This is a genomic window from Hyphobacterium sp. (assembly GCF_043584775.1).
Taxonomy (GTDB): Bacteria; Pseudomonadota; Alphaproteobacteria; order Caulobacterales; family Maricaulaceae; genus Hyphobacterium.
On the sequence record NZ_CP121327.1, the window covers coordinates 2,131,035 to 2,154,474 of the forward strand.

The window sequence follows — 23,440 nt, forward strand, 5'->3', positions numbered from 1 at the left end:
CGCTCCTTTGCTGTTACCCTCCCAGCAGCGCCCCGACATTGATCCCGGCCATCAGGACGAGAACGAGCGATGACAGCATGAACACCGCAAAGCGCACGGGAATGAAATTCCACAAGGCCTGAATGAGGCTGTGCGCGATACGCAGGGCGACATAGGTCCACGCCGCATAGACCGTCACCATTGTGTCGGATCCGGCCAGTGCGGCATAGAAGACCAGCGCGTAGAAAATGACCGGCTGTTCGTGCAGGTGGTTGTAATTGTCCGCAATACGCCGGACTTCCTTTGGCAGGACATCCATTTCGGATTTTTCCTGCATTTTCGTCGGATCGATTTTGGCCTTTTGCATCGCCGGAATGCGGGTGGCATACATCCACATCCACATGACCAGCGTCCAGCAAATGAGAATAAGCGCGGGGGTGAGAATCGGATTGTCCATGCAGCATCTCCCTTTGACCCGGATTTAGACCGGAATTCGCGGCGAATGGAAAGTCGTCAGGTTTGCATGACCTTGATACGGATATCCGCGGGCGGGGCGTCATAGGCCGCAAAGGCGTCCAGCAAAGCCGCCGGGTCTTCACTGCAATGCAACATGGCGCGGTGTTCGGGGTTAACGAAACCGTCCGTGGCCATGCGGTCCAGAAAGGCATTGAGGTCGGCGAAATAGCCCGCTGCATCCAGCAGGCCGCAGGGTTTGCGGTGTTGGCCGAGCTGGCTCCAGGTCCAGATTTCGAAGAGTTCTTCCATCGTCCCGATCCCGCCGGGCATGGCAATGAAGCCATCGGACCGGCGTTCCATTTCCGCTTTGCGGGTGTGCATGGAGTCCACCACGACCAGCTCTGACAGGCCGGCATGGGCGACTTCTTTCAGGGCCAGAAATTCCGGGATGATCCCGACGACCTTGCCCCCGGCGGCCAGGGCCGCATCCGCAACCGTCCCCATCAGGCCGACCTTGCCACCGCCATAAACGAGTGTGAGTCCGCGCGCGGCGATGGCCTCGCCCATGGCTTTCGCTGCGGCTGTGTATTCCGGATTGGTGCCGGCATTGGAGCCGCAATAGACGCAGATGGAGGTGATGTTTGTCATGAGCGTATTAGGCGGGATTCTAGCGCTGTTGGAAAGATACCCTCTCACCCTGACCGCTCATCGCTACGCGACTTCGCGCTCCTCCCTCTCCCTCAAGGGAGAGGGAAAGAATGCGAGCCTTGTGAAGGCGAGTATTCGAGGGTGAGGGGGAGGATGACAAGCGCAGCTTTCCCCCTTCCCCGGTGCGATTTGTCCGGCAATAATTCCCGCATGCTGAAAATCATCCCGACTGCCCTCGCCCTTCTGTTCACGCCAGTCGCCGCCCTGGCCCAGGAGGAACTCATCATCCCGACGGAAATGTGCCGGGATTATTTCTTCGTGCCGATCGTCGTCAGCGCCCAGCCGGGGCGGCCCGAAAGCGATGCGGAGCGGACGCTCTGGCTGATCTATGATACCGGCGCCGAGCGCACCCATATCGATCCGGACTCCATTGCGCGTGTGGCGAATATGGATGTCAGCGACCTGGATGGTGTGAACATCACCAATGCCACAATGGGGCCGCTCAATATCAATCGCCTGCCGGTCAGGCTGAGTCCGCTGGACCATCTCACCGTCGGGCTGGGCCGCGAGATCGACGGCATTCTCGGCTACACTTTCTTTCGCGATTTCCTGATGACGCTGGACTATGAGAATGGCGTGATCCGACTGAATGAAGGCGAACTGCCCCGGCCAGATAATGCCACCATCTTTTCAACGCGGGGGCCCGGTGTGCGCCCCTTTATCGAGCTTGATTTTCCCGGACGGCGGGACCCGCGCGTTCTGATTGATTCCGGTGCGGCCGGAACGCCGCTCGCCCTCAACCGGATCGAACGCTATCCGCTGATCCGCGACCCGCAACCGATCGGGGCCTCCATCCGGTTTTCGCGGATCGAATACCGCGATGGCAGCCGGGTGGACGGGGATGTGCGGCTGGGGGATTTCGTCTTCGAACAGCCCCTGCTGGAAGACGTGCCCGAGACCCAGATCATGGGCGGCATGATGATGCGCCATTTCAACTGGACCTTCGACATCGAAAACGAACGCGTGCAGCTCGAGCGGATCGAGGGCGACGGCCCCATCCCCATGGACGCTGAAATCACGCATGGACTGGCGCTCCGGCCGCAGGGCCGGAATGTTGTCATAGACGCCATTGTACCCGGCAGCCGTGCCACAGAGGCTGGTCTGGCCGTGGGCGATGTGCTGACCCATTTCGATGGCCTGCCGGTTGCCGAGCGCGGGTGCGGGCCAGGCCGCGATGCGCCCATGCCGGAGTCGATTTCGGTTCGCCGCGAAGGCGATGCGGCAGATATCATCCTGCCGCTCGTGACTTTGGTGGATTAGGCGGCAATCCGGCGTTTCAAAAGGGCAAAGGCCTCCGACAGTCTTTCGCGGCTGGATGCGGCCAATTGTGTATCGACCGCGATTTCCAGCGACATGCCGGGGCGGCCATCCAGCTCCCAGCCCGAGCCACCGATCCAGACCTGAGTTTCGCGCGCAATGGCGTCGCGATGCGCCGCAAATTCGGCTTTGGTCAGCGGCAGGCGGACATGGAACATGCTGGTCTGAACCGGCCAGGGCTCGATTTCAAAGCCCGCGTCCCGAATGCGCCCGGCAATCTCTTTGGCGGCCGATATCCAGCCGGGCATCGCGTCGATCACGACGGGCAGGCGGCGCAGTGTATCGGCGATCATCGGCCAGCCGCGGATCAGCAAGCCGCCCTGCCGGTGCCGCCAGATTTTCGCCTGCTCGATAAAGGCCTCATCGCCCGCGAGGATCGCGCCGCCGAGCGCGCCGATCTCCTTGTAGAAAGACGCATAGATGCTGTCGAACGGCGCGCAGATGTCCGCATAGCTCCGCCCGCCGAGCGCATTGCGCGTGCTCCACAGGCGAGCGCCGTCCATATGCGCCTTTGCGCCACGGGCATGGATGGCGTCGACCGCGCCGGTCAGCGTCTGCCAGTCCGGGCAGAGCCCCCCATTATGGCGCTGCGGCAATTCGATGAAGGCACAGGCGGGATCATTTTCGAGCGCCTCAACGTCGCGCGCCTCGATGACGCGCGGCCAGTCGCCCAGGATCGCCACATCCAGCTTCAGGAGTTCCTTAGCGCCATCATCTTCATGCAGGACAAGGTGAGAGGTGGGATGCAGGGCGATGGTTTTGCGGCCTGTCGCCTCGGCATGGATCAGTGCGGCGGCAGCCTGCGCCATCGTGCCGGTGGGAAACCAGAGCGCGGCGGGCTTGCCGAGCAGGTCGGCGCAATACGCCTCCAGCTTTTCCGCGAGCTTGCCGGTGAGGTATATTTCGTCGGTGGCGTCTTCCTGTTCGAGATAATCGGCGAGCGTCCGCAGCCATTGGGCCGGCGAGCCCTCATCGCCGCGGGGAAAACCGATCCGGATATCGCATTGATCACGCAGGTTGGACACGATCAGACGCCCAATGCGGCCTGAACATCCTTCGTCCAGCCGACGAAAACCTCATCGCCGCGCTCGATCACCGGACGTTTGACCAGGGTCGGGTGGGCTGCCAGCAGGCCCGCCGGATTGGTTTCGGCTCTGGCGCGCTCTGCCTCGTCCAGCTGCCGCCATGTGGTGGAGCGGGTATTAATCAGCTTGGCGGCGTCGACCTGCTGCAACCATTCAGGAGCGAGGCTGGCCACATCTGCTTCGGCGCGGATATCGATGAAGGTGTAAGCCTGCCCAGAAGCATCGAGCGCCTTCATGGCTTTCTTGCAGGTATCGCAGTTTTTAAGGCCGTAGAGTTTCATGGGTTCTGATCGTCCTTTGTTGGCATTTTGAAACTTTCCGGACCGAACTGACCGGGTCGACCGGCCTCAAATATGGTTAGCCCCGCAAACGCGGCAAAAGGCAACGTCACCAAAAACACAGCTAGTATCGTGATAATAAATCCCGAGAGACTTCCGTCAGTGAACAATGTTATTCCGCCGATAATAAACGCCAAGGGCAGCGAGTATCCCAGCACCGGCACCGTCATGGAGTTCATCAAGCGTGCGGGATAGGCGGTTTGTGCGCGGCGCGGCGGCTGGCTTGATATCCGGGATTCGCCGCCGATGGTGTCAGCTTCTCCGCGAAACCGCCGGTAGGCCCATCCAATCCCATTCGCGATGGAGAACAAGGCCAAGACAAACCCGATCGAACCGATCCAGTCGTGTGGCAACCAGTCCAAAACGGCAAAATAGCCCGCAAAAAGCACAGCCAAAATGACGGTAATGCCCCACCCCAACAATATCTGCCGGACGCGGGGGTTAGATGTCACGGATGGCTTCGGCTTTGATGTCATGCCGTCGGTCTAGCAGGTTGCAAAACCAACTTCAGCTAGAATTTCCTATTCCGCCGCATCCCTGGCCGCGCGCATCTGCTCGGCGCGGGCTTCAACGAGGCTGGCAATGTGTTCGACCATTTCTTCATTGGTGACGTTGTGATCCGGCTTGCCGGAGACATACATCTTGCCCGAGCCCTTGCCGCCGCCGGTAAAGCCGAGATCGGTGAACATGGCCTCGCCCGGCCCGTTGACGACACAGCCGATGATGGACAGCGAGATCGGCTCTGAAATGTGAGACAGGCGCGCTTCAAGCGCTTCCACCGTCTTGATGACGTCAAAGCCCTGCCGCGCACAGCTTGGGCAGGCGATGATGTTCACGCCGCGGGTGCGCAAACCCAGAGATTTGAGGATGTCATAGCCGACCTTGATCTCTTCGACCGGATCGGCGGACAGGGAGACGCGAATGGTGTCGCCAATGCCCGACCAGAGGAGATTGCCCATACCGATGGCGGATTTGACCGAGCCGATGCGCGCGCCGCCGGCTTCGGTGACGCCGAGATGGAGGGGCGCATCGGTGGCTTCGGCCAGCATCTGATAGGCGGCCACGGTCAGGAAAAGGTCGGAGGCCTTCACCGAAATCTTGTATTCGTGGAAGTCCAGATCATCGAGAATTTTGGCGTGATCGAGCGCGCTTTCCACCATGGCTTCGGGACAGGGCTCGCCGTATTTTTCGAGCAGATGCCGTTCCAGCGAGCCGCCATTGACGCCAATGCGAATGGAACAGCCATGATCCTTGGCGGCCTGCACGACCTCTTTCACGCGGTCCATTTTTCCAATGTTACCGGGATTGATGCGCAAACAGGCCGCGCCCGCTTTGGCCGCCTCAATGCCGCGCTTGTAGTGGAAATGAATGTCCGCAACGATCGGCACGGAAACCGATTTCACGATGGTGGATAGCGCCGCGGTTGAGTCTTCATCCGGGCAGGAGACACGGACGATATCCGCGCCCGCCTCTTCCAGCCGGCGGATCTGTCCGATCGTGGCCGAAGCATCCGGTGTCGGCGTATTGGTCATGGACTGCACGCTGATCGGCGCATCGCCGCCCACGGCGACCTTGCCGACATGAATCTTGCGGCTGTTACGGCGCTCGATCATGCGCCAGGGGCGGACTTCGCGATGCTGTTCGTGCATGAGCTGACTCAATCAGGTTGGTTCAACCGGATATAGACGCGTTTGATCTGCCTTGCGAGGGGGTGCGTCCCTATGCCGGGTCGACGCTTTCAGTCGCGATGAGCGGGGCATCGGTGACCGACTGGCCCGGATCGCCCAGGGGACGCGCCTCTTCGCCTTCGATCTCGACCATGATCCGCCCGCCGTCTTCTGCGGTAATGGTCAGGCCGGGCTCGGAAATCGGGCGATAGGTCTCGTTCACACCCAGCTCGCGGGAAAACAGGATACGGCCCGCACTGTCGCGGACTTCCAGGAAGACCGGCGCGCTGGCGCGCAGGGTAATATCGGGAATCTCGTCGTCTGTCGGATTGAGCGACGGCAGACCCGACCAGATGTCGGCGGCCGCGACCTGCGGCAGATCCGCGGCAAAGACGTCATTACCACCATTCTGGCTCATCACATCATCGGGCGGTGGCGGAATATCGTCGAAAACGGTCTCGCCGGAAATCGCGTTGGAATACCACCACGCCACCAGTGCCACGAGGACAAGGATGACGATCACGCCGATCAGGCCGCGCGGCAGCTTGATTTCGCGTTGCTGCTGCGGAGCGGTTGGCGTGGCGCGGCCGGTCTGGGTATCGGCTTCGCTTTTGAACTGCTCGACCAGAGCGGCATCGTCCAGGGACAGAAAGCGGGCATAGGTGCGCAGATAGCCGATCGCATAGGCCTGCGCCGGCAGGCCGCGCGGATCCATCGTCTCCAGCGCTTCCAGATAATCGCGGCGAATGCGTGTGCGGGCCGCTGCACTGTCGAGTGTCAGGCCCAACTTGGTGCGGGCTTCACGCAGACGTTCTCCGGCTGTCAGGCGCGTATAGGCATTGCCGGAGCCGGAATAAACGGCGTCAACGGGCACAAACCCTGTATTGGACGTCCCTTGGGACATCATCCACCCTGCTTTCTGTGGCTCTTGAGGCCAGATTCTCTTGAAACGCGCTGACTTCGCCCGTCAGGCACGTAAGCACTGATAGTTTCAGATGAGAGGCGAGTTATCAACAGCTTCAGGCGGTAAACCTGCATCAGAGCCTGCTTTCATCAATTCGTCGCGCAAAGTGCGCCCCGGATTATCCAGCCGGCATGCAAGCCATGCGCCAAGTTTTTCAACGTCCAGACCGTTCAGCAAGGTGCGCACGGGCGCGATGCTGGAGGCGGCCATGGACAGTTTCTTGTATCCCAGCGCGAGAAGCACAGCAGCCTCCAGCGGTCGGCTGGCGGTTTCACCGCAAACCGAGACGGGCACGTTGTGCACGGCACAGGAGGCCTGGATGGACCGGAACAGCCGCAAAGCCGCTGGAGACAGGATATCATAGCGGTTTGAGACCCGCGCATTCAGGCGGTCCGCGGCGAAGAAATACTGCATCAGATCGTTGGCCCCGACGGCCACGAAATCAACGCGCGGCAGGGCCTCATCAATGGCAAAGGCCATGCCCGGCGTTTCCAGCATCAGGCCGGCCCGCCATTTTTTCGGCAGCTTGTGACCGTATTTCTCAGCCCGCGCGATTTCCGCCTCCAGCATGTCGCGGGCGGCAAAGAATTCCCAAGGGGCGGCAATCATCGGGAAAAGAACATCCAGCTCCTTGCCGCCGGCGGCTTCGATCAGGGCGCGCAATTGCAGCCGCAACAGGCCGGGCCGGTCGAGTCCCATGCGGATAGCCCGCCACCCCAGTGCCGGATTGGGTTCGCGCATGGCCGGGGCGCTGGCGGTCACCTTGTCGCCGCCGAGATCGAGGGTGCGAAAGACCGCCGGACGATCGCCGCAGGCATCCACCACTGCCTTGTAAAGCTTGGCCTGCTCGACAACGGAGGGCAGCGTATCGGACACCATGAACTGGAATTCGGTCCGGAACAGGCCGATACCCGCCGCACCGGTTTCTTCGAGGCGCTTCAATTCCACCAGCAAACCCGCATTGAGATGCAGCTCGAAAGGCTGACCATCTGCGGAGATGGAGGGTGCATCCTTCAACCGGGCGAAGGCGGCGGCTTGCCGGGAAATCGCTTTGGCGCGGTCCGCATAAGCTTCGCGCACTTCTTCGGTCGGGCGAATATGGAGCAGACCGAACTCGCCATCGAGGATGACCGTATCGCCATTTTCCACCCGGTCGAGCGCGCCTTCGACCTGACCGACCAGCGGGATGCCGAGCGCCTTGGCGACAATCACGGCATGGCTGGAGGCCGAACCTTCTTCCAGCGCGAGACCTTTCAGCTTGGACCGGTCATAGTCCAGCAGTTCGGCCGGCCCGATGGAGCGGGCGATCAGAATGGTATTGTCCGGCAAGGGCGCGCCGGCATCGGTATTGTTTTCATCGAGATGGCGCAGCAGGCGATTGGCCAGATCTTCGAGATCATGCAGCCGCTCGCGGAAATTCTGATCCTTGGCCTGCATCAGGCGCGCGCGGTGCTCGTTGCGGACGCGTTCAACGGCTGCTTCCGCTGTCAGGCCCTGACGCACCGCATCGCGCAACTGGGCCAGCCAGCCGCGGTCATGGGCAAACATGCGATAGGCTTCCAGCACGTCGCGGGTCGGCCCACCGAAGGGAAGGCGGTTGCCATCCAGCATGCTGTCTATCGCCTTGCGAAGTTCATTGATGGCGATGTCGAGCCGGGCTTCCTCGTCTTCCGGATCATCGGCAATCAGACGGACCGGCGAAACATGTGGCTCATGCACCACGGCTACGCCAATGGCCAGACCGGGCGAGAAGGCGCCGCCCTGAAAGCGGTCTGGCCGGGTCGGCCGTACATCGAGTCCGGCCAGCTCCTCGGGCGCGATGATCTCACCGGACGCGATGATTTCCGCGAGGATCATGGCCACGGTCTGGAGAGTCTCGATCTCGCCATCGGCGAGCTTGCGCTCATGTGTGGTCTGGCTGGTCAGTACACCGACGAGACGGCCGCCGCGCAGGATGGGTACGCCGATGAAGGAGGTGAAGGGTTCCTCGCCGGTTTCGGGCCGGTAGGAAAAGGAGGGATGTTTGGGCGCGTCAGCCACGGCCAGCGGCTTGGCGGTCAGGGCGACCTGCCCGACCAGGCCTTCGCCATGCTGGAGGCGGGTATTATGAACCGCATCCTGACGCAGGCCGTGGGTGGCGCACAGTTCGAGCGAGCCACTGCGCCGCGCCAGATAGATGGACGACACGTCCGAACCGGTTTCCTCGGCGATCATGCCGGTGAGATTGTCCAGCCGCTTTTGCGCATTGTCCTGATCCGCCATCAGCGCCCGCAGCCGCTTCAGCAGGCGGCGCGGACCCGGCGCGAGATTTTTCAGGTCGGTCGTATCGATCGCTTCATCCATCATGCTGCCGCGTCATCCAGGCCATAGGCCGCGTGGAGCGCGCGCACGGCATTCTCTACTGCGTCATTCTCGATCAGGACGCTGATCTTGATTTCGGAGGTCGATACCGTGCGGATGGCGATTTTCTGTCTGGCCAGCGCGCCATAGAGAATGCGCGCAACATCCGCGCGGCGATTGAGGCCAAGGCCGACCACCGACACTTTCGCCAGCCCGGTCTCGCTGAGCACGTCATGCGCGTCGCTTTCGCCGATACAGACCAGCGCCTTGTCCAGATCACGACGATCCACGGTGAATTCGAGATTGGCCCGCCCGCTTTCGCTGGATGGCGACTGCACGATCATATCAATGCCGATATCGGCATCGGCCAGTCCGCCAAAAATGGCGGCCGCCGCACCCGGCGCGGACGACAGGCCGCGCAGCGCGATGCGGGCTTGATCCCGCGCATAGGCGATTCCGGAAACGATTCGGCGTTCGGCGATGTCTTCGGCCTGCATGATCATTGTGCCTTCTGACTGGCCCGGTTCGGCAAAGCTGGACAAGACCCGCAAGGGGACGCTGCGTGCCTTGGCAAACTCTGCCGAGCGGGTCTGTAGCACTTTTGCGCCCTGTGCGGCGAGTTCGAGCATCTCATCATAACTGATCTTATCAATGCGGCGGGCTTTGGGCTCGATTCGCGGGTCTGTGGTGAACACACCATCAACATCGGTATAGATATCACAATGCGCTTCCAGCGCGGCAGCAAGGGCGACGGCGGACAGGTCGGTTCCGCCCCGGCCCAGCGTTCTGACGCGCTCATTGATGGAGGCCCCCTGAAAGCCCGCCATCACCGGAATACAGCCTTCATCCATCGCACCGCGTATGGGCGAGGCATCCAGGCCGCTGATGCGGGCTGAGCCCGGCGGGCCATCCGTGCGGATTCGCGCCTGCCAGCCGAGGAAGGAGCGCGCCGTCAGGCCATTCTGGCTGAGCGCCATGGACATGAGCGCGGCGCTGATCTGCTCGCCGGCGCTGAGGACGACATCGGTTTCTTCATCGCCGAGGCCGAATCCGAGATTACCGGCCAGCGACAGCAGGCGATCCGTCTCTCCCGCCATGGCCGACACAACGACAGCCACGCGTTCACCGCGCGTACATTCGGCCGCGACAATGGCCGCACAGGCACGGATTCGCTCCAGCGAACCGACCGATGTGCCCCCGAATTTCATTACCCTTGTGGTCAAAACTGACCCTCGCATACTGTGCTGCGGCGTATAACCGCTTCACACCGGGCTCGAAAGTGCGCCTCTGCGAGGCCATATTATGGCAGAACAGAAATTCAAAGCGGAAAAAGAGAATTCGACATGGCCCATGCCGAAGCCCCGGAAAAACTTTCCAGCCCCTCCATCGACCCGGAAGAGGTCGAGAAATTCTCACGCATGGCGGCCGAATGGTGGGACCCTGAGTCCAAGTTCAAACCGCTGCACAAATTCAATCCGGCCCGGATCGGCTATATCCGGGATGCACTGATCAGCCACTTCAATCTGAAGAGCGGAGCAGAGCCACTCAAAGGGCTGAAGCTGCTGGATATCGGTTGTGGCGGCGGGCTGATCGCCGAACCGATGGCGCGGCTGGGGGCAAGCGTGACCGCCGTGGATGCGGCTGAACCCAATATCAAGACCGCCAAGATCCATGCCGAGGAACAGGGCCTGACCATCGACTACCGCCATGGCACGGCCGAGCAATTGCTGGAGGAGGGCGAGGCGCAGTTTGACGTCGTGCTCAATCTGGAAGTGGTCGAGCATGTGGCCAATCCGGACCAGTTCCTGCGCGACTGCGCGAAACTGCTGAAACCGGGAGGGCTGATGGTGGTCGGCACGATCAACCGCACATCCAAAGCCTTTGTTTTTGCCATTTTCGGCGCGGAATGGGTGATGCGCTGGCTGCCGCACGGCACGCACCGCTTCGAAAAGCTGGTGAAGCCGGAGGAAATCCGCTCGGCGCTATCCGCCGAAGGGCTGGATGTGCAAGCGCCCGTCGGTGTCAGCTACAATCCCCTGAGGGACGAGTTCGAGATCACCGGCGATGCCTCGGTGAATTACATGATGCCGGCGGTGAAAGCGGGCTAGTTCAGCTTCTTCGCCTGAGCCGGGACCAGTGGATCCGGCAAGGGCGCGCAGGGCACGCCCTCATCTTTAAGCGCAATGGCCTCTTCCGGCGTGGTTTCGCCATAAATCGCGCGTTCCGGCTTTTCACCATCATGCATGGCGCGCGCCTCGGTCGCGAATTTGTCCCCGACATAGTCGAAATTCTCGGCAATATGGCTGCGGATCTCTCCCGCCATTTCCATCATCATTTTCTGCGGGTCAGCAGCGGATTTCCCGCTGCTGCGGGCGATCGACGGTGCCATGATCGCCTTTCGGACCTCCGTCGAAGCGCAATGCGGGCATTCGACAAGACCGGCATCGGACTGGACGTCGAAATCGTCCGAATTCCGGAACCAGGCCTCGAACTCATGCGAGGCATCACAGATGAGCGCGTATCGGATCATGGTCTTTATATGGGCAATTTGGCGCGAAACGCCAAGATGTCCGCCGCTTAAGCGCCGGATATCTCACGATCATGCCGTAGCGACGGGATACGCGTCCGGGCGGTTTCAACCTTCGTCATATCGAGATCGGCGATGAGAACAGCCGGATCGTCATGGTCCAGTTCGGCGATGATTTCTCCCCAGGGGCTGATGACGAGGGAATGTCCCCAGGTCTTTCGCCCGTCCTCATGCAGCCCGCCCTGAGCCGGTGCCAGAATATAGCTGCCGGTCTCGATGGCGCGGGCGCGCAGGAGAATTTCCCAATGCGCCTTGCCGGTCGGCCGTGTGAAGGCCGAGGGCACGGTAATGATCTGGGCGCCCGCCTGAGCCAGGCGGCGATAGAGATAGGCAAAGCGCACATCATAGCAGATCGTCAGGCCGAGTTTCGCGCCGGGAATTTCGGCCAGTACGGCGCGGTCCCCCGCGTCATAATGGGTGGATTCCGAATAGGTTTCGCCCTGCCCGAGCCCGACATCGAACATATGCGCCTTGTCATAGGTCGCGATCAGCTGGCCATCCGTGCCGAAAAGGTGCGAGCGATTGACAGCGCGGTTTCCCGGCCCACGCAACGCCATCGAGCCGATCAGCAGGGTGATGCCCAATTCCTTGGCGAGCTTTGCGAAAAATGGCAGAGCCGGATCATCATCGGGATGCTTCAGCACCGCGAAGAGTTTTTCGGCGTCTTTTTGAACCAGATGTGTCGTTTCCGGCGTCGCGACAAAACGCGCGCCCTTGGCCGCTGCCTCGCGGATCAGGCGGTCTGCGTCGGCAAGGTTGGCGGCGACATCAACGCCGGACCGCATCTGGATGAGGGCAATCCGCATCGGATCAGGCGCTCAAAAGCGCATCCAGCTTCCCGGCACGCTCCAGACGCATCATGTCGTCCGAGCCGCCAATATGATCGTCCCCGATAAAGATTTGCGGGAAAGTGCGTCCGCCATTGGACCGCTGCACCATTTCCGCGCGCTTGTCCGCGTCAAAGCCGGCGTCGATTTCTTCAAATTCGACACCCTTCTTCTTCAGCAGGCTGACAGCGCGGCTGCAATAGCCGCACATCGGACGGGTGTAGATCGTGACTTTGGCCATACCATCTCTCTCCGGTGAGACTTCTTTTTCCTTATGTAGTGGGATCTGTCGGTTTCACAACGCGGGACAACGCCAGAGCATTCACAAATGTCGCCCCGGAATTCAAAAGCGGCTTTGCGCAGGCTTCAAAAGTCGCCCCGGTGGTCATCACATCATCGATCAGAACGACGGTCTTGCCCGGCAGTTCCGTCCGGCCTGCGGCGGTGACCGCAAAGGCGCCCGCTACATTGCGGCGGCGCGCCTTGCCCGATTGCCCGGCTTGCGTCGGAGTCCGGCGTTTGCGCACCAGCCATTCGCTCGCGACCGGAATGCCGGTGCGCTTCGATACCGCTTTTGCCAGCAAGGCAGACTGATTATAGCGCCGCGTGAAAAGCCGCGTCGGATGCAGCGGCACGGGGATCAGGGCCTGAGCGCCCGCTAGCACATCGGGGCCGGCGCGCACCATCCAGCGCGCCAGCTGGTCGAGTGCATCCAGCCGCCCGCCATGCTTGAAATCCAGAACCAATTGCCGGGATTTGTCCTCATAGGCAAAGGCCGCTCTCGCCTTGTGCACCGCCGGGGCGCGGGCGGCGCACGCCCCGCATTCGGCACCTGTGCCAACCCAGTAGGAAAAGGGCAGACCACAAGTGTCACACCAGGGGGCATCGAGGAAATGGATATCCGCCCAGCTGGCGGCTTCCAGCTGTCCGGTCGCGCTGACAGGACCGCCGGTGAGCGGAGATATGGGCGGCCAGATCAGATTGCCGACCGCAGTCCCGGCTTTTCTTACGGCGCCTAACGCGCCATATCGGACCCATGACTTCATCGCCCCCTGCCCTGTTTGATCGCCGCCTGTTGAGACAGCGCCGCAACCGTGCCGCGCACAGCCTGCACGAATATGACTTCCTGTTGCAACGGGCGATCGACGATTTGCTGGACCGGGTGGAGAGTATCAGCCGCGACTTTCCGCGCGCGCTGGTGCTGGGCGGAGGCGGTGCTGCGGGCCGTGCCCTGAAAGACCGGCCCGGCGCCGCGGCCAAAATTGGCGCACTGATCGAAACCGATCTTGCCGAGCGGCTCGCCGTGGATGCCTGCGTCGATGAAGAAGCCCTGCCCTTTGCCGATGAGAGTTTCGACCTCGTTCTCGCGCCGCTATCGCTGCACTGGGCCAATGATTTGCCGGGCGCGCTGGTCCAGATCAACCGGGCGCTGAAAAGCGATGGCTTCTTTGCCGGCGCCGTTATTGGCGGGGCCAGCCTGAAGGAATTGCGCCAGTCGCTGATGGCCGCAGAAACCGAGCTGTATGGCGGCGCTGCGGCGCGGGTTTCGCCGTTCGCCGATACGACGGACATGGCCGGGCTGCTTCAACGCGCGGGATTTGCCATGCCGGTGACGGATGTCGACCGGGTGACGGTGCGCTATGGCAATGCCTTCGTTCTGATGCGGGATCTGCGCAAAATGGGCGAGACCAGCATTCTGGCGGATCGTCCCCGCACGCCCCGGGGCAAGCATTTCTTCGTGCGCATGGCGGAAATCTATTCAGAACGCTTTGCCGATCCGGATCGGAAAATCGGCGCGAGTTTCGAGATCATTCATGCTGGCGGATGGGCGCCTCATCCCGATCAGCCGCGACCCAAACGGCCAGGATCGGCCACGGTGCGGCTGGCCGATGCGCTCGGTGTCACTGAAAGATCAGCAGGCGAGAAAGCCGGTCGCTAGAAAGCGGAGCCGGCATTTGTCAGCATTTGCAGGACTTGCGGTCCGATCAGGGTCAGAGCCGCAACGGTCAGAAACGCGATCAGGGCGATAATAATCGAATATTCGATGGCGGTTGCGCCGCCTGAATCCATCGCAAAGCGCTTTACAAGCGATCGCGAATTTCGGCGGCGAGCGGCTGATCGGCGGGCGCCAGATCGAAATCCAGCAGCTTGCCGGGTCTCACCCAGGCTATCGCCTGACCTTCCTGGGGGGAGATAAACCCATCCCATCGGCGACATATGAATAGCGGCATCACGAGATGGAAGGCCTCGTAGGGATGAGAGGCAAAGGCGAAGGGCTGTAGACAGCTTTCGCATGGTTCGATCCCTAGCTCCTCGCGCAATTCCCGAACGATGGTCTGTTCGGGTGTTTCCCCGGTTTCGACCTTGCCACCCGGAAATTCCCACTTCCCGGCCAAGGCCTTGCCCACCGGCCTTTGCGCAATAAGAACCCGTCCATCCGCATCACGCAGGGCACAGGCTGCTACCAGCAAAACCGGCTTCACATCAGTCATATTGACAAACTGTCCTTAAAATCGCGTGAGCAAACAGGGTTAATCTTCGTTCGTCTCTTGTGCGTCCGTTTCGCTCTCAGCGGCTGGCGCGTCGAGCTCAATATCCGGTGCTCCCGCGTCATCGCTCGCCGCGGCCTCCGTGACCGTCCCTGTTTCGGGTTCGATCAGTTCGATGCGGGCGCTTTCCCGCAAATGATCCACAAGGTTGGAAATTGTCTCGAATGTCAGAAAGCGGACTATAGATCCGCGCATTTCTTCAAAGGCGGGGCCTTCAGGCGACCGGCGATCCACGATATAGAGTACGTGCCATCCCGACGCGGTCTCTACAGGTCCGACGACCTCGCCCTCCTCGGAGGAAAAGGCCAGAGCCGCGATATCCGGCAGAACGCCGTCCCGGGAGAAATATCCCAGATCCCCGCCCTGGACGCGCGTGGCGATGTCGGTGGAATACTGAACGGCCAGCTCGGCAAAGTCCCGGCCATCATTGGCCAGACCGATAATGGCGTCGGCGGTTTCGCGCGTATCGACCAGAATATGCCGAGCGCGAATCTGCTCGCCGGGACGCGCCAGGCCGGTCTGCTCGCTGTAAAGACGGTGCGCGGCTTCTTCCGTGACCTGTTCGGCGATGACCGTCTCCAGCAGGATGTTGCCTAGGATGCGTTCTTCAGCTGCGGCAATTCGTCTGCGCGCTTCAGGCGAATTCTGCAGGCCGCGGCGCCGGGCCTCGATCGCCAGCAGGCGCTGATCAATCAACTCCTCGACGATGCGCTCATATTCCGAGTCATCGGCGGCAAGGTGCCCGCCCTCCTCGATCAGCCCCTGAGCAAGGGCTTCGCGTTGAACGCCGGCATTGTAAATGATGGTCTGATCGACCTGCGCGACGGCGTTATCGGGCGGGGGCAAAGGGGCGGTGCCGGTTTCAACAGTCTCGGGACTGCCGCAAGCCGCGGCCACCAGCAAAACCATCAGGCTTGCCAAAGTCCTTGCCGAAGTGGGGATATTGCAGCCGCGTTTCATTGACACCTATACCGCGCGTCCTTAAGTCAAATCCGGTTTCAATGAAGCCGGTTTCGGGGCCGCGTCAAGCCGTTGACCCCGTCTTTCCGGTCTCGCCCCGCCCGTTTGCACAGGTTTTTTCATGCTCTCCATTGCCCGTAAACTGTTCGGCTCTCCCAATGATCGCCGTATCAAGAAGCTTCAACCGCGTGTGGAGGCCATCAATGCGCTGGAGCCGGAATTCGAGGCGCTGACGGATGAACAACTGCTCGGCAAAACGGCCGAGTTCAAACAGCGGGTGGCAAATGGCGAAACGCTGGACAAGCTCTTGCCGGAAGCCTTTGCCGCCGTCCGCGAGGCGGCGAAGCGGTCCCTGGGCCAGCGCCATTATGATGTGCAGCTGGTCGGCGGCATCATCCTGCATGAGGGTGACATTGCCGAGATGAAAACCGGCGAAGGTAAGACCCTCGTCGCGACTGCGCCGGTCTATCTCAATGCGCTGCTGGGCAAGGGCGTTCACGTCGTGACGGTGAATGACTATCTCGCCAGCCGCGATGCCGAATGGATGGGTCAGGTCTATGCCAAGCTAGGCATGACGACCGGCGTCATTCTCAATGGCTTGCAGGACGAACAACGCCGTCAGGCCTATGCCTGCGACATCACCTACGCGACGAATAACGAGCTCGGCTTCGATTATCTGCGCGACAATATGAAATACTCGCTGAAAGAGATGGTTCAGCGCGGTCACCATTACGCCATCGTCGATGAGGTCGACTCCATCCTGATCGATGAAGCGCGTACGCCGTTGATCATTTCCGGCCGGACGGAAGACAAAACCGACTTCTACAAGACGATGGACAGCATCATCCCGCTCCTGAGCGAGGAAGATTACGAAATCGACGAGAAGTCGCGGTCCATCCTCATCACCGAGGAGGGCAATGACAAGATCGAGGACTTGCTGCGCGAGCGTGGCCTTCTCGACGAGGGTGATCTTTACGACGCCGAGAATGTGATGGTGGTGCACCACCTCAATCAGGCCCTGCGCGCCCACAAGGTCCACCAGATCGACAAGGACTATATCGTCAAGGACCGCAAGGTCGTGCTGATCGATGAATTTACCGGCCGCATGATGCCGGGCCGCCGCCTGTCCAACGGGCTGCATCAGGCGATCGAAGCCAAGGAAGGCGCGGATATCCAGCCGGAGAACCAGACGCTGGCCTCCATCACCTTCCAGAACTATTTCCGTCTGTATGAAAAGCTGGGCGGTATGACCGGTACGGCCTCGACCGAAGCGGACGAGTTTCATTCGATCTATGGTCTGGGGCTGGCGGAAATTCCGACCAATCGCCCGATTGCCCGGATTGACGATGATGACGAAGTCTACCGCACGGCGCGGGAGAAGAATGAAGCCATCGTCACCGACATCAAGCAGTCCATCGAGAAGGGTCAGCCGGTTCTGGTCGGCACGGTCTCGATTGAAAAGTCCGAGGCGCTGGCCGAATTCCTGAAAAAGAAGAAGATCAAGCATCAGGTGCTGAACGCCCGCTATCACGAGCAGGAAGCGCGGATCATCGCGCAGGCCGGCGTGCCGGGCGCGGTGACCATCGCCACCAATATGGCGGGCCGCGGAACCGACATTCAGCTGGGCGGGAACGTCGAATACCGCCTGAATGACTGGATCGACGAGCAAACCGAAAAAGGCAAGGCGCCCGACGAGGCCGCCATTGAGGCCAAGCGGACCGAAATCGCCGCGGAAGTCAAAAAGCTGAAAGAACAGGCGCTGGCCGCTGGCGGGCTGTATGTGCTGGCCACCGAACGCCATGAAAGCCGCCGGATCGATAACCAGTTGCGGGGCCGCTCGGGCCGCCAGGGCGATCCGGGCCGAACCAAATTCTACATTTCGGTTGAGGATGATCTGTTGCGGATTTTTGCACCGGAGCGCCTCGATACCATCATGCGGACGCTGGGCCTGAAAGAAGGCGAATCCATCCAGCACCCGTGGATGTCGAAAGCCATCGAGACCTCCCAGAAGAAGGTCGAGCAGCGCAATTTCGAGATCCGCAAGGACGTGCTGAAATACGATGACGTGATGAATGATCAGCGCAAGGCGATCTTCGAACAGCGCATCGAATTCATGACCGACGAGGATGTGTCGGATGTGATCGGTGATATGCGCCAGGAAACCGCCGAAGACATTGTCTCGCGCTTCATTCCGCCGAAAGCCCTTCCCGATCAATGGGATGTCGAAGGCTTGCACGCCGCCATCATCGAGACGTTCAATCTCGATCTGCCGGTGAAAGACTGGGCGGAAGAAGAAGGCATTGCGGACGAGGAAATCGTCGAGCGACTGGTCGAGGCCGCGAACAACGCCTATGCCGTCAAGGCCTCGGAAACCGGCCCGGAACTGATGCGCCGCGTCGAGAAGCAAATCCTGCTGGAAACCATCGACAAGGGTTGGCGCGAACACCTTCAGCGTCTGGAATCGCTGCGCTCGATCATCGGTCTGCGCGGCTATGGCCAGCGCAATCCGCTGGACGAGTACAAGACCGAGGCCTTCTCGCTGTTCGACCACTTGCTCAGCAGTCTTCGCGAAGATGTCACCAAGGTGATGATGAAGGTCCGCGTGACGGCAGCCCCGCCGAAACCGGCTCCTTTGCCGGACATGAAAACCACTCATATCGATCCGCGCACGGGCCGAAACGAGATGGATGGCCCGGACGCCGCCCCTGTTGCGCCGCGCGTCGCGCCCACCCAGCGACGCACTTCGTCTGCGGGTAATCCGAACGATCCGGCCAGCTGGGGCAAGGTGCCGCGTAATGCGCCCTGCCCATGTGGCTCCGGCAAGAAATTCAAGCAGTGTCATGGCGCCATCGGCGGCCCCACCGTCTCGACCTGAGCCACTCCGCCTGCGCGATGCGCGCATGGATGAGTGCGACGCGCTGTCAGCGCTCTGCCTGCGGTCCAAGGCTCATTGGGGATATGACGCCAGCTTTGTCGAGGCGTGCCGTCCCTATCTGCGGATCGAGCCGCACTGCGTGGACGCGCACCATGCCTTTGTGGCGCTGGACCATGAGGACCGGATTGTCGGCGTCTGCCAGATCGATCCCGGCCATTCCGCGGGTAATCTTGACCTTCTCTTCATAGAACCCGACCAGATCGGAACGGGCGCTGGACGCGTCCTTTTTCAGGAGGCCGCCCAGCGTCTGCGCGAAGCGGGCGAAACGGTGATGACCATTCTGTCCGACCCGGATGCGCGCGGCTTCTACGAAGCCATGGGGGCGGACTTTATTGAAGACCGGCCCTCGGATGTATTCGAGGGGCGGACATTGCCCTGGTTGGAGTATCAGCTGTGAGCCATCGGGACACGTTATTCGACAATCTGTCGCCGATTGAGGCGCAGGCTTTTCATCAGAACCGGCGACTACCGGTGGAGAAAGCCGTCCAGTTTGCCATGAAGCTGCTGGAACAGGGTGAAAGTCATGTCGATGTCGCTGTCCTTGCGACGACGTGCTACGAGGACCTTGACGAGTTCAATCGCGATTTTGTTTCGGCAAAGAAAGCGCTGAATGTGCCACCGCTGTCCGATAGCGATGCCGAGCTTATTCGCCTCGATTGCGTGCTACGTTGGGCCCATGGCAGTGCGGAAGGGCTGCGCGATCTGAGCGGAGAGCTGGCCGAACACGGTCCAACCTTCTTCAGAATGCGCGACAAGGCGGTAGCGCCAAATGATCTGGCAGACATCCTGGAAGGTTACTGGCAGCTCTATCTTCATTCCGAGGACTTTTTCGATCTGCACCTCTTAAGTGACCGAACGTCCGAAAAGGTGGCCGCCGCGATAAAGGCCGCCAACAGCGACATTCAGAGGATGCAGGCGCTCCTACGCAGCAAACGACCGGAATTGTTCGAAACGCCGTACTAGCCTTCGCCCGCCTCAAGGCGGCCAATGGCGAGGAAACGCTCGCGGCGGCGGGCGCGCAGGTCACTGGCGCGTAAGCCTTCAAGACCGGACAGAACCGAATCGATCTTCTCGCCGACCTTGCGCACCGTGTCGTCGGGCGCGCGATGGGCGCCGCCGATCGGTTCCTTGACGATATGGTCGATGATTTTCAGCTCCTTGAGGTCCTGCGCCGTGATCTTCATGGCAATCGCGGCATCGCGGGCGCGCGCGGAATCCTTCCACAGGATGGACGCGCAACCCTCCGGTGAAATCACCGAATAGATCGAATGCTGGAGCATGATGATGGAGTTGGCACTGGCCAGCGCCACAGCACCGCCGGATCCGCCCTCGCCGGCAATGACCGAAATCAGCGGGACGCCCAGCGACAGGCAGCGCTCGGTGGAGCGGGCAATGGCCTCCGCCTGGCCGCGTTCTTCCGCGCCGACACCGGGATAGGCCCCGGCCGTATCGACGAAGGTCAGGACCGGCATGTTGAATTTCTCGGCCATGTCCATCAGGCGAATGGCCTTGCGATAGCCTTCGGGCCGGGCCATGCCGAAATTGTGCTTCAGCCGCGACTGCGTATCGCGGCCCTTCTCATGGCCCATCACCACGACCGAGCGGCCATGGAATCGTCCAATGCCGCCAACGATCGCCGGGTCTTCGGAGAAACGGCGATCCCCGCAGAGTTCTTCAAAATCCTCAATCAGCAGGCGGCGATAATCGCGGAAATGCGGACGCTCGGGATGGCGGGCGACCTGCGTCTTGCGCCAGGGATCGAGCTTTTCATAAAGGCTCGCCAGCTGATCCGCCGATTTCTGGCGCAGCTTGGCGATCTCGTCGGCCACATCGGGCACATCGGTCGTATTGGACGCTGCCAGCGTTTCGAGCTCCTCGATCTTGGCATCGAGTTCGGCAACGGGGCGTTCAAAATCGAGGTAGGTCCGGGTCGGGTCTGACATCTGGCCTGTCTTGTTATTCATCCGATTGCGGAAGCGGTGGGCAACCTAGCTATCCCCAATGCAAGGAACAAGCCGTGTCTGCGGTTGTTGTCAGCGCTTCGCCAGGGGGTGGGCCGTTTCGACGAGCGTCCGCAATCGTTCTTCCAGAACATGGGTGTAAATCTGGGTGGTGGAAATGTCGGCATGGCCCAGCAAGGCCTGCACACTGCGCAGGTCCGCGCCATTCGCCAGAAGGTGTGTCGCAAAGGCATGCCGCAGAACGTGCGGCGAGATTTTCTTTGGGTCGAGCCCGGCGGCGATCGCAATCTCTTTCAGGATCCGCGCAAATTGTTCCCGCGTCAGATGACCTTCAGCCGCGCTGGAGGATGGAAAAAGGAATCGCTGTGCCCGGGCTTTTTGGGACGGTTTGCCTTTGGGCAGATGGGTTTCGCGTACGGCGAGCCAGGCGCTGACCGCGTCCAGCGCAGGCGGGGTGAGCGGAACCAGCCTTTCCTTGCCGCCCTTTCCGGTCACATAGATGGCGCTCTCGGAACGGGCGATGGCATTGAGCGGCAGCGATACGAGTTCGCTGACCCGCAAACCGCCGGCATAGAGAATTTCCAGCAAGGCCCGGGCGCGCAGACCGCGCGCCCCGTCCAGCGTCTCCGCGGCATCAAACAGCGCATCGACATCTTTTTCTGACAGGACTTTGGGCAGGGGCCGCCCCTGCTTGGGACCGGACATGGACCGCGCCGGATCATCGCTGCGCGTGCCTTCGGACAATAAAAAGCGATAAAAGCGCCGCGTCGCCGACAATCGCCGGGCCGAAGTCGAGGCCGCAAGGCCTTCGCGCGCCATTTCAGCGAGGCAGGCCTCCAGATGGCGCGTGTCGGCCTCGATCATCTCGGTGCCGTGCGCGGACAGGCGCATCGACATATCCTCCAGATCGCGGCGATAGGCATCCAGCGTATTTTTTGCCGCCCCGCGCTCGGCCGCCATCATGTCCAGAAACAGATCGATCAGCTGACCGTCGTTCACGCCAGCTCCACGATCAGGCGTTCCAGCATGATAGAGAGGGCGATATCGCGCAGGCCAACCCGGTCGAGTGCTGCGGTAATCCGCATCAGCTCCAGAGGCGTGGCACCGGCAGGCCCTTCATCCAGCACCTGTGCGGCCAGCAAGGCCGTTTCCGCTCGGGCCCCTGACAGCGCGGCGGCATCCATGGCAGCCAGCGCCGGAGATACATTCACGGCCGGTGCATTGAACAGTGCGAGACGAAGATCTGCCGGAGCGCCAGCGCCCAGACCAGCCAGTCCTGCCACATCGCCCAGGCCTTGAGTGCCGGCTTCCAGACGCGCCTGTATCAGGGCGGCGGAGGTCGAGCGGCGAATGTGGTCCTGCGCAACGCTGAAGGCCAGATCGAGACCAACCAGATAGGCCGGTGATGGCGGGTTCCATTGCGGACGATCATCTGAAGGTGTGTCCATGATCATATCCGGTTTTGTCGGATCATATTGCGGAGACAGGCGCCGGGCGGGTGGTCCGTTTTCGAGCGCTTCGCGCCAGCTGCGTGCGGTCGCCAGATCACCGACAGCGAGCGCGGCCAGCGCAAACCGTCCGCCAAACTCGATGGTTTCATAAGCGACCGGCAGCGTCGCGACCTCGCGGCCATAGCGGCGCGCGACCCGCATGAAATCATTGTCCCGGTCCGCTTCCTGAAGCGCAATGCCCAGCGCCTGAGCGGCGACAAGCCGGTCATAATCCTGGCGGATGAGCTGATCGAGGCGTTCTTCGCGCGCCACGCCTTCCTGCATGGAAAGGCCTTCGAGCGCGAGGGCGGGTTCAACTTCCAGCTCGGGGCGGCTCGAATTGGCCTCGGCGACATCGACGAGCCATTGCGGCGCACCGGCCAGATCGACAACGGGGCGGCCTTCTGCGGGGGAGACGGCAGCGAGCGCCCAATCGAGGCCCGTATCGGCCGAGACGCTGTCCACCGTCCAGCTGCCGATGGTGATGGCATAGAGCAGGCCGTCATAATTCGCGTCCGGCTCGCTGGCGCGTGCCAGATCGGCAGACAATTCCGCTGCGGCGTCCTCGCCATTGAGCGCATGACAAAAGGCGCGCGCCCGCAGCCAGTAGGGCTGGTCGCGGCCGGTAATCAGGCCATTGGTTGTGCGGCAACCGGAATCGCCTGCGGCCAGCGCAAAAGCGGTCTCGGCATGCAAGCGGGCCAGGTTCGGCGCGCGATCAAGGCCGGGCGTCCGCTCCAGCAGGCTATAAACGGCTTCGGCGCCGGAGGCTGCGAGCAGGCGGTCTGCGCGGAGTGTCGCTAGCGCCTCATTGCCGCGACCGCCTTGCGGCGGGGTGCCGCCGGAAAGGAGTGCCAGCGCAACAAGATTGGCCCGGGAAGGCGATGAATATCCCTCGCTGCTGGCCGACGGCAGGGCTTCCAGCGCATTGAGCGCGGTCTGCACGGTCGAGCCTGCCCAGAGATTATCGCCAAGGCCATTTTGCGCGACCCCGACTTCCAGCGGATCGAGCGCGCCCAGTTGCCGGACCTCGATATCCTGCTGGGCATGAATAGCGGGGCTGCCCGCCGTCAAAAGAAGGGCGAGACTAGCGAGACAATTGGTCGGTGACATCAACGCGGACCTCTTCGGTTTGCGGCTCCAGACCGCCGCCAATCATGGCGAGGACAAATAACCCTCCAACCAGAACGACGACGCCGACAATCAGGGCAATCAGTGTGTTACGCATTGCATGCTCCAGTGCTTATCGTCACATTACGGGTGAATGCGGCAATTTC

At 61.4% G+C, this 23,440-nt stretch carries 26 protein-coding genes; 6 read left to right on the forward strand and 20 right to left on the reverse strand.

All coding sequences use genetic code 11. The features are described from left to right. Positions 1–13: 13 nt before the first annotated feature. Positions 14–436, reverse strand: coding sequence for an MAPEG family protein (locus tag P0D52_RS10675; protein WP_394692639.1), 423 nt, complete (start codon positions 434–436; stop codon positions 14–16). 56 nt (positions 437–492) lie between these two features. Then, positions 493–1,083, reverse strand: coding sequence for a TIGR00730 family Rossman fold protein (locus P0D52_RS10680; protein WP_394692640.1), 591 nt, complete (start codon positions 1,081–1,083; stop codon positions 493–495). Between the two features lie 210 nt (positions 1,084–1,293). On the opposite strand from P0D52_RS10680, the gene P0D52_RS10685 reads away from it, so the two are divergent. Continuing rightward, complete coding sequence (locus tag P0D52_RS10685) at positions 1,294–2,403, forward strand: hypothetical protein (protein WP_394692641.1); 1,110 nt, start codon at positions 1,294–1,296, stop codon at positions 2,401–2,403. On the opposite strand, the gene P0D52_RS10690 is transcribed toward P0D52_RS10685, so the two are convergent. The 7 genes from P0D52_RS10690 to P0D52_RS10720 all read right to left on the reverse strand — a co-directional run bounded on the left by P0D52_RS10690 (position 2,400) and on the right by P0D52_RS10720 (position 10,077). Continuing rightward, the gene (locus P0D52_RS10690; protein WP_394692642.1) at positions 2,400–3,485 is read right to left on the reverse strand and encodes a threonine aldolase family protein; all 1,086 of its coding nucleotides are present in this window, start codon (positions 3,483–3,485) and stop codon (positions 2,400–2,402) included. The genes P0D52_RS10685 and P0D52_RS10690 overlap by 4 nt on opposite strands. 2 nt (positions 3,486–3,487) lie before the next feature. Continuing rightward, a complete protein-coding gene (locus P0D52_RS10695) occupies positions 3,488–3,826 on the reverse strand; it encodes an ArsC/Spx/MgsR family protein (protein ID WP_394692643.1) in 339 nt (112 codons plus the stop codon). Beyond that, entirely contained in the window at positions 3,823–4,359 is a 537-nt protein-coding gene (locus P0D52_RS10700) for a hypothetical protein (RefSeq protein WP_394692644.1), read from the reverse strand. The genes P0D52_RS10695 and P0D52_RS10700 overlap by 4 nt, the downstream gene beginning before the upstream one ends. Positions 4,360–4,404: 45 nt before the next feature. Then, a complete protein-coding gene (gene ispG, locus P0D52_RS10705) occupies positions 4,405–5,532 on the reverse strand; it encodes a flavodoxin-dependent (E)-4-hydroxy-3-methylbut-2-enyl-diphosphate synthase (RefSeq protein ID WP_394692645.1) in 1,128 nt (375 codons plus the stop codon). A gap of 70 nt (positions 5,533–5,602) precedes the next feature. Beyond that, positions 5,603–6,457 (reverse strand): RodZ domain-containing protein, encoded by an 855-nt coding sequence (locus P0D52_RS10710; protein ID WP_394692646.1) that lies wholly within the window; start codon positions 6,455–6,457, stop codon positions 5,603–5,605. A gap of 84 nt (positions 6,458–6,541) precedes the next feature. Beyond that, positions 6,542–8,860, reverse strand: coding sequence for a phosphoenolpyruvate--protein phosphotransferase (ptsP, locus tag P0D52_RS10715; RefSeq protein WP_394692647.1), 2,319 nt, complete (start codon positions 8,858–8,860; stop codon positions 6,542–6,544). Further along, positions 8,857–10,077, reverse strand: a complete 1,221-nt coding sequence (locus P0D52_RS10720; RefSeq protein WP_394692648.1) for an aspartate kinase — start codon at positions 10,075–10,077, stop codon at positions 8,857–8,859. The genes ptsP and P0D52_RS10720 overlap by 4 nt, the downstream gene beginning before the upstream one ends. A gap of 120 nt (positions 10,078–10,197) precedes the next feature. On the opposite strand from P0D52_RS10720, the gene ubiG reads away from it, so the two are divergent. Continuing rightward, positions 10,198–10,962: a bifunctional 2-polyprenyl-6-hydroxyphenol methylase/3-demethylubiquinol 3-O-methyltransferase UbiG gene (ubiG, locus tag P0D52_RS10725; protein ID WP_394692649.1), complete on the forward strand. Its 765-nt coding sequence runs from the start codon at positions 10,198–10,200 to the stop codon at positions 10,960–10,962. Here the strand turns inward: ubiG and P0D52_RS10730 are convergent. The 4 genes from P0D52_RS10730 to P0D52_RS10745 are packed head-to-tail and all read right to left on the reverse strand — an operon-like array spanning position 10,959 to position 13,314. Then, the gene (locus tag P0D52_RS10730; protein WP_394692650.1) at positions 10,959–11,384 is read right to left on the reverse strand and encodes a DUF1178 family protein; all 426 of its coding nucleotides are present in this window, start codon (positions 11,382–11,384) and stop codon (positions 10,959–10,961) included. The two genes, ubiG and P0D52_RS10730, sit on opposite strands and share 4 nt — an antisense overlap. Positions 11,385–11,431: 47 nt before the next feature. Then, positions 11,432–12,247: a carbon-nitrogen hydrolase family protein gene (locus tag P0D52_RS10735; RefSeq protein WP_394692651.1), complete on the reverse strand. Its 816-nt coding sequence runs from the start codon at positions 12,245–12,247 to the stop codon at positions 11,432–11,434. A gap of 4 nt (positions 12,248–12,251) precedes the next feature. Continuing rightward, positions 12,252–12,509 carry a glutaredoxin 3 gene (gene grxC / locus P0D52_RS10740; RefSeq protein ID WP_394692652.1) on the reverse strand — a complete coding sequence of 86 codons (258 nt, stop codon included), beginning with the start codon at positions 12,507–12,509 and terminating at the stop codon, positions 12,252–12,254. A 31-nt stretch (positions 12,510–12,540) separates the two neighbouring features. Beyond that, entirely contained in the window at positions 12,541–13,314 is a 774-nt protein-coding gene (locus P0D52_RS10745; protein ID WP_394692653.1) for a ComF family protein, read from the reverse strand. On the opposite strand from P0D52_RS10745, the gene P0D52_RS10750 reads away from it, so the two are divergent. Continuing rightward, complete coding sequence (locus tag P0D52_RS10750; protein WP_394692654.1) at positions 13,305–14,207, forward strand: methyltransferase domain-containing protein; 903 nt, start codon at positions 13,305–13,307, stop codon at positions 14,205–14,207. The two genes, P0D52_RS10745 and P0D52_RS10750, sit on opposite strands and share 10 nt — an antisense overlap. On the opposite strand, the gene P0D52_RS10755 is transcribed toward P0D52_RS10750, so the two are convergent. From P0D52_RS10755 to P0D52_RS10765, 3 genes are read right to left on the reverse strand one after another with little or no spacing between them, the layout of a single operon-like run. Beyond that, positions 14,204–14,338: a Flp family type IVb pilin gene (locus P0D52_RS10755; protein ID WP_394692655.1), complete on the reverse strand. Its 135-nt coding sequence runs from the start codon at positions 14,336–14,338 to the stop codon at positions 14,204–14,206. The two genes, P0D52_RS10750 and P0D52_RS10755, sit on opposite strands and share 4 nt — an antisense overlap. A gap of 11 nt (positions 14,339–14,349) precedes the next feature. After that, positions 14,350–14,760 (reverse strand): 8-oxo-dGTP diphosphatase MutT, encoded by a 411-nt coding sequence (gene mutT / locus P0D52_RS10760; RefSeq protein WP_394692656.1) that lies wholly within the window; start codon positions 14,758–14,760, stop codon positions 14,350–14,352. A 39-nt stretch (positions 14,761–14,799) separates the two neighbouring features. After that, positions 14,800–15,777, reverse strand: coding sequence for a peptidylprolyl isomerase (locus tag P0D52_RS10765; RefSeq protein WP_394694789.1), 978 nt, complete (start codon positions 15,775–15,777; stop codon positions 14,800–14,802). Between the two features lie 121 nt (positions 15,778–15,898). Here P0D52_RS10765 and secA point away from each other — a divergent pair, with 121 nt between their 5' ends. The 3 genes from secA to P0D52_RS10780 are packed head-to-tail and all read left to right on the forward strand — an operon-like array spanning position 15,899 to position 19,675. Beyond that, on the forward strand, positions 15,899–18,652 hold the full coding sequence (gene secA, locus P0D52_RS10770; RefSeq protein WP_394692657.1) for a preprotein translocase subunit SecA: 2,754 nt from the start codon (positions 15,899–15,901) through the stop codon (positions 18,650–18,652). A 25-nt stretch (positions 18,653–18,677) separates the two neighbouring features. Beyond that, positions 18,678–19,109, forward strand: coding sequence for a GNAT family N-acetyltransferase (locus tag P0D52_RS10775; RefSeq protein ID WP_394692658.1), 432 nt, complete (start codon positions 18,678–18,680; stop codon positions 19,107–19,109). Next, on the forward strand, positions 19,106–19,675 hold the full coding sequence (locus P0D52_RS10780) for a hypothetical protein (RefSeq protein ID WP_394692659.1): 570 nt from the start codon (positions 19,106–19,108) through the stop codon (positions 19,673–19,675). Before P0D52_RS10775 ends, P0D52_RS10780 begins: the two co-directional genes overlap by 4 nt. On the opposite strand, the gene P0D52_RS10785 is transcribed toward P0D52_RS10780, so the two are convergent. From P0D52_RS10785 to P0D52_RS10800, 4 genes are all read right to left on the reverse strand, one after another. Next, positions 19,672–20,655: an acetyl-CoA carboxylase carboxyltransferase subunit alpha gene (locus tag P0D52_RS10785; protein WP_394692660.1), complete on the reverse strand. Its 984-nt coding sequence runs from the start codon at positions 20,653–20,655 to the stop codon at positions 19,672–19,674. The two genes, P0D52_RS10780 and P0D52_RS10785, sit on opposite strands and share 4 nt — an antisense overlap. A gap of 90 nt (positions 20,656–20,745) precedes the next feature. After that, positions 20,746–21,672 (reverse strand): site-specific tyrosine recombinase XerD, encoded by a 927-nt coding sequence (xerD, locus tag P0D52_RS10790; RefSeq protein WP_394692661.1) that lies wholly within the window; start codon positions 21,670–21,672, stop codon positions 20,746–20,748. Beyond that, complete coding sequence (locus P0D52_RS10795) at positions 21,669–23,276, reverse strand: hypothetical protein (RefSeq protein ID WP_394692662.1); 1,608 nt, start codon at positions 23,274–23,276, stop codon at positions 21,669–21,671. The genes xerD and P0D52_RS10795 overlap by 4 nt, the downstream gene beginning before the upstream one ends. Continuing rightward, positions 23,251–23,391, reverse strand: a complete 141-nt coding sequence (locus P0D52_RS10800; RefSeq protein WP_394692663.1) for a hypothetical protein — start codon at positions 23,389–23,391, stop codon at positions 23,251–23,253. The genes P0D52_RS10795 and P0D52_RS10800 overlap by 26 nt, the downstream gene beginning before the upstream one ends. Between the last annotated feature and the right edge of the window lie 49 nt (positions 23,392–23,440).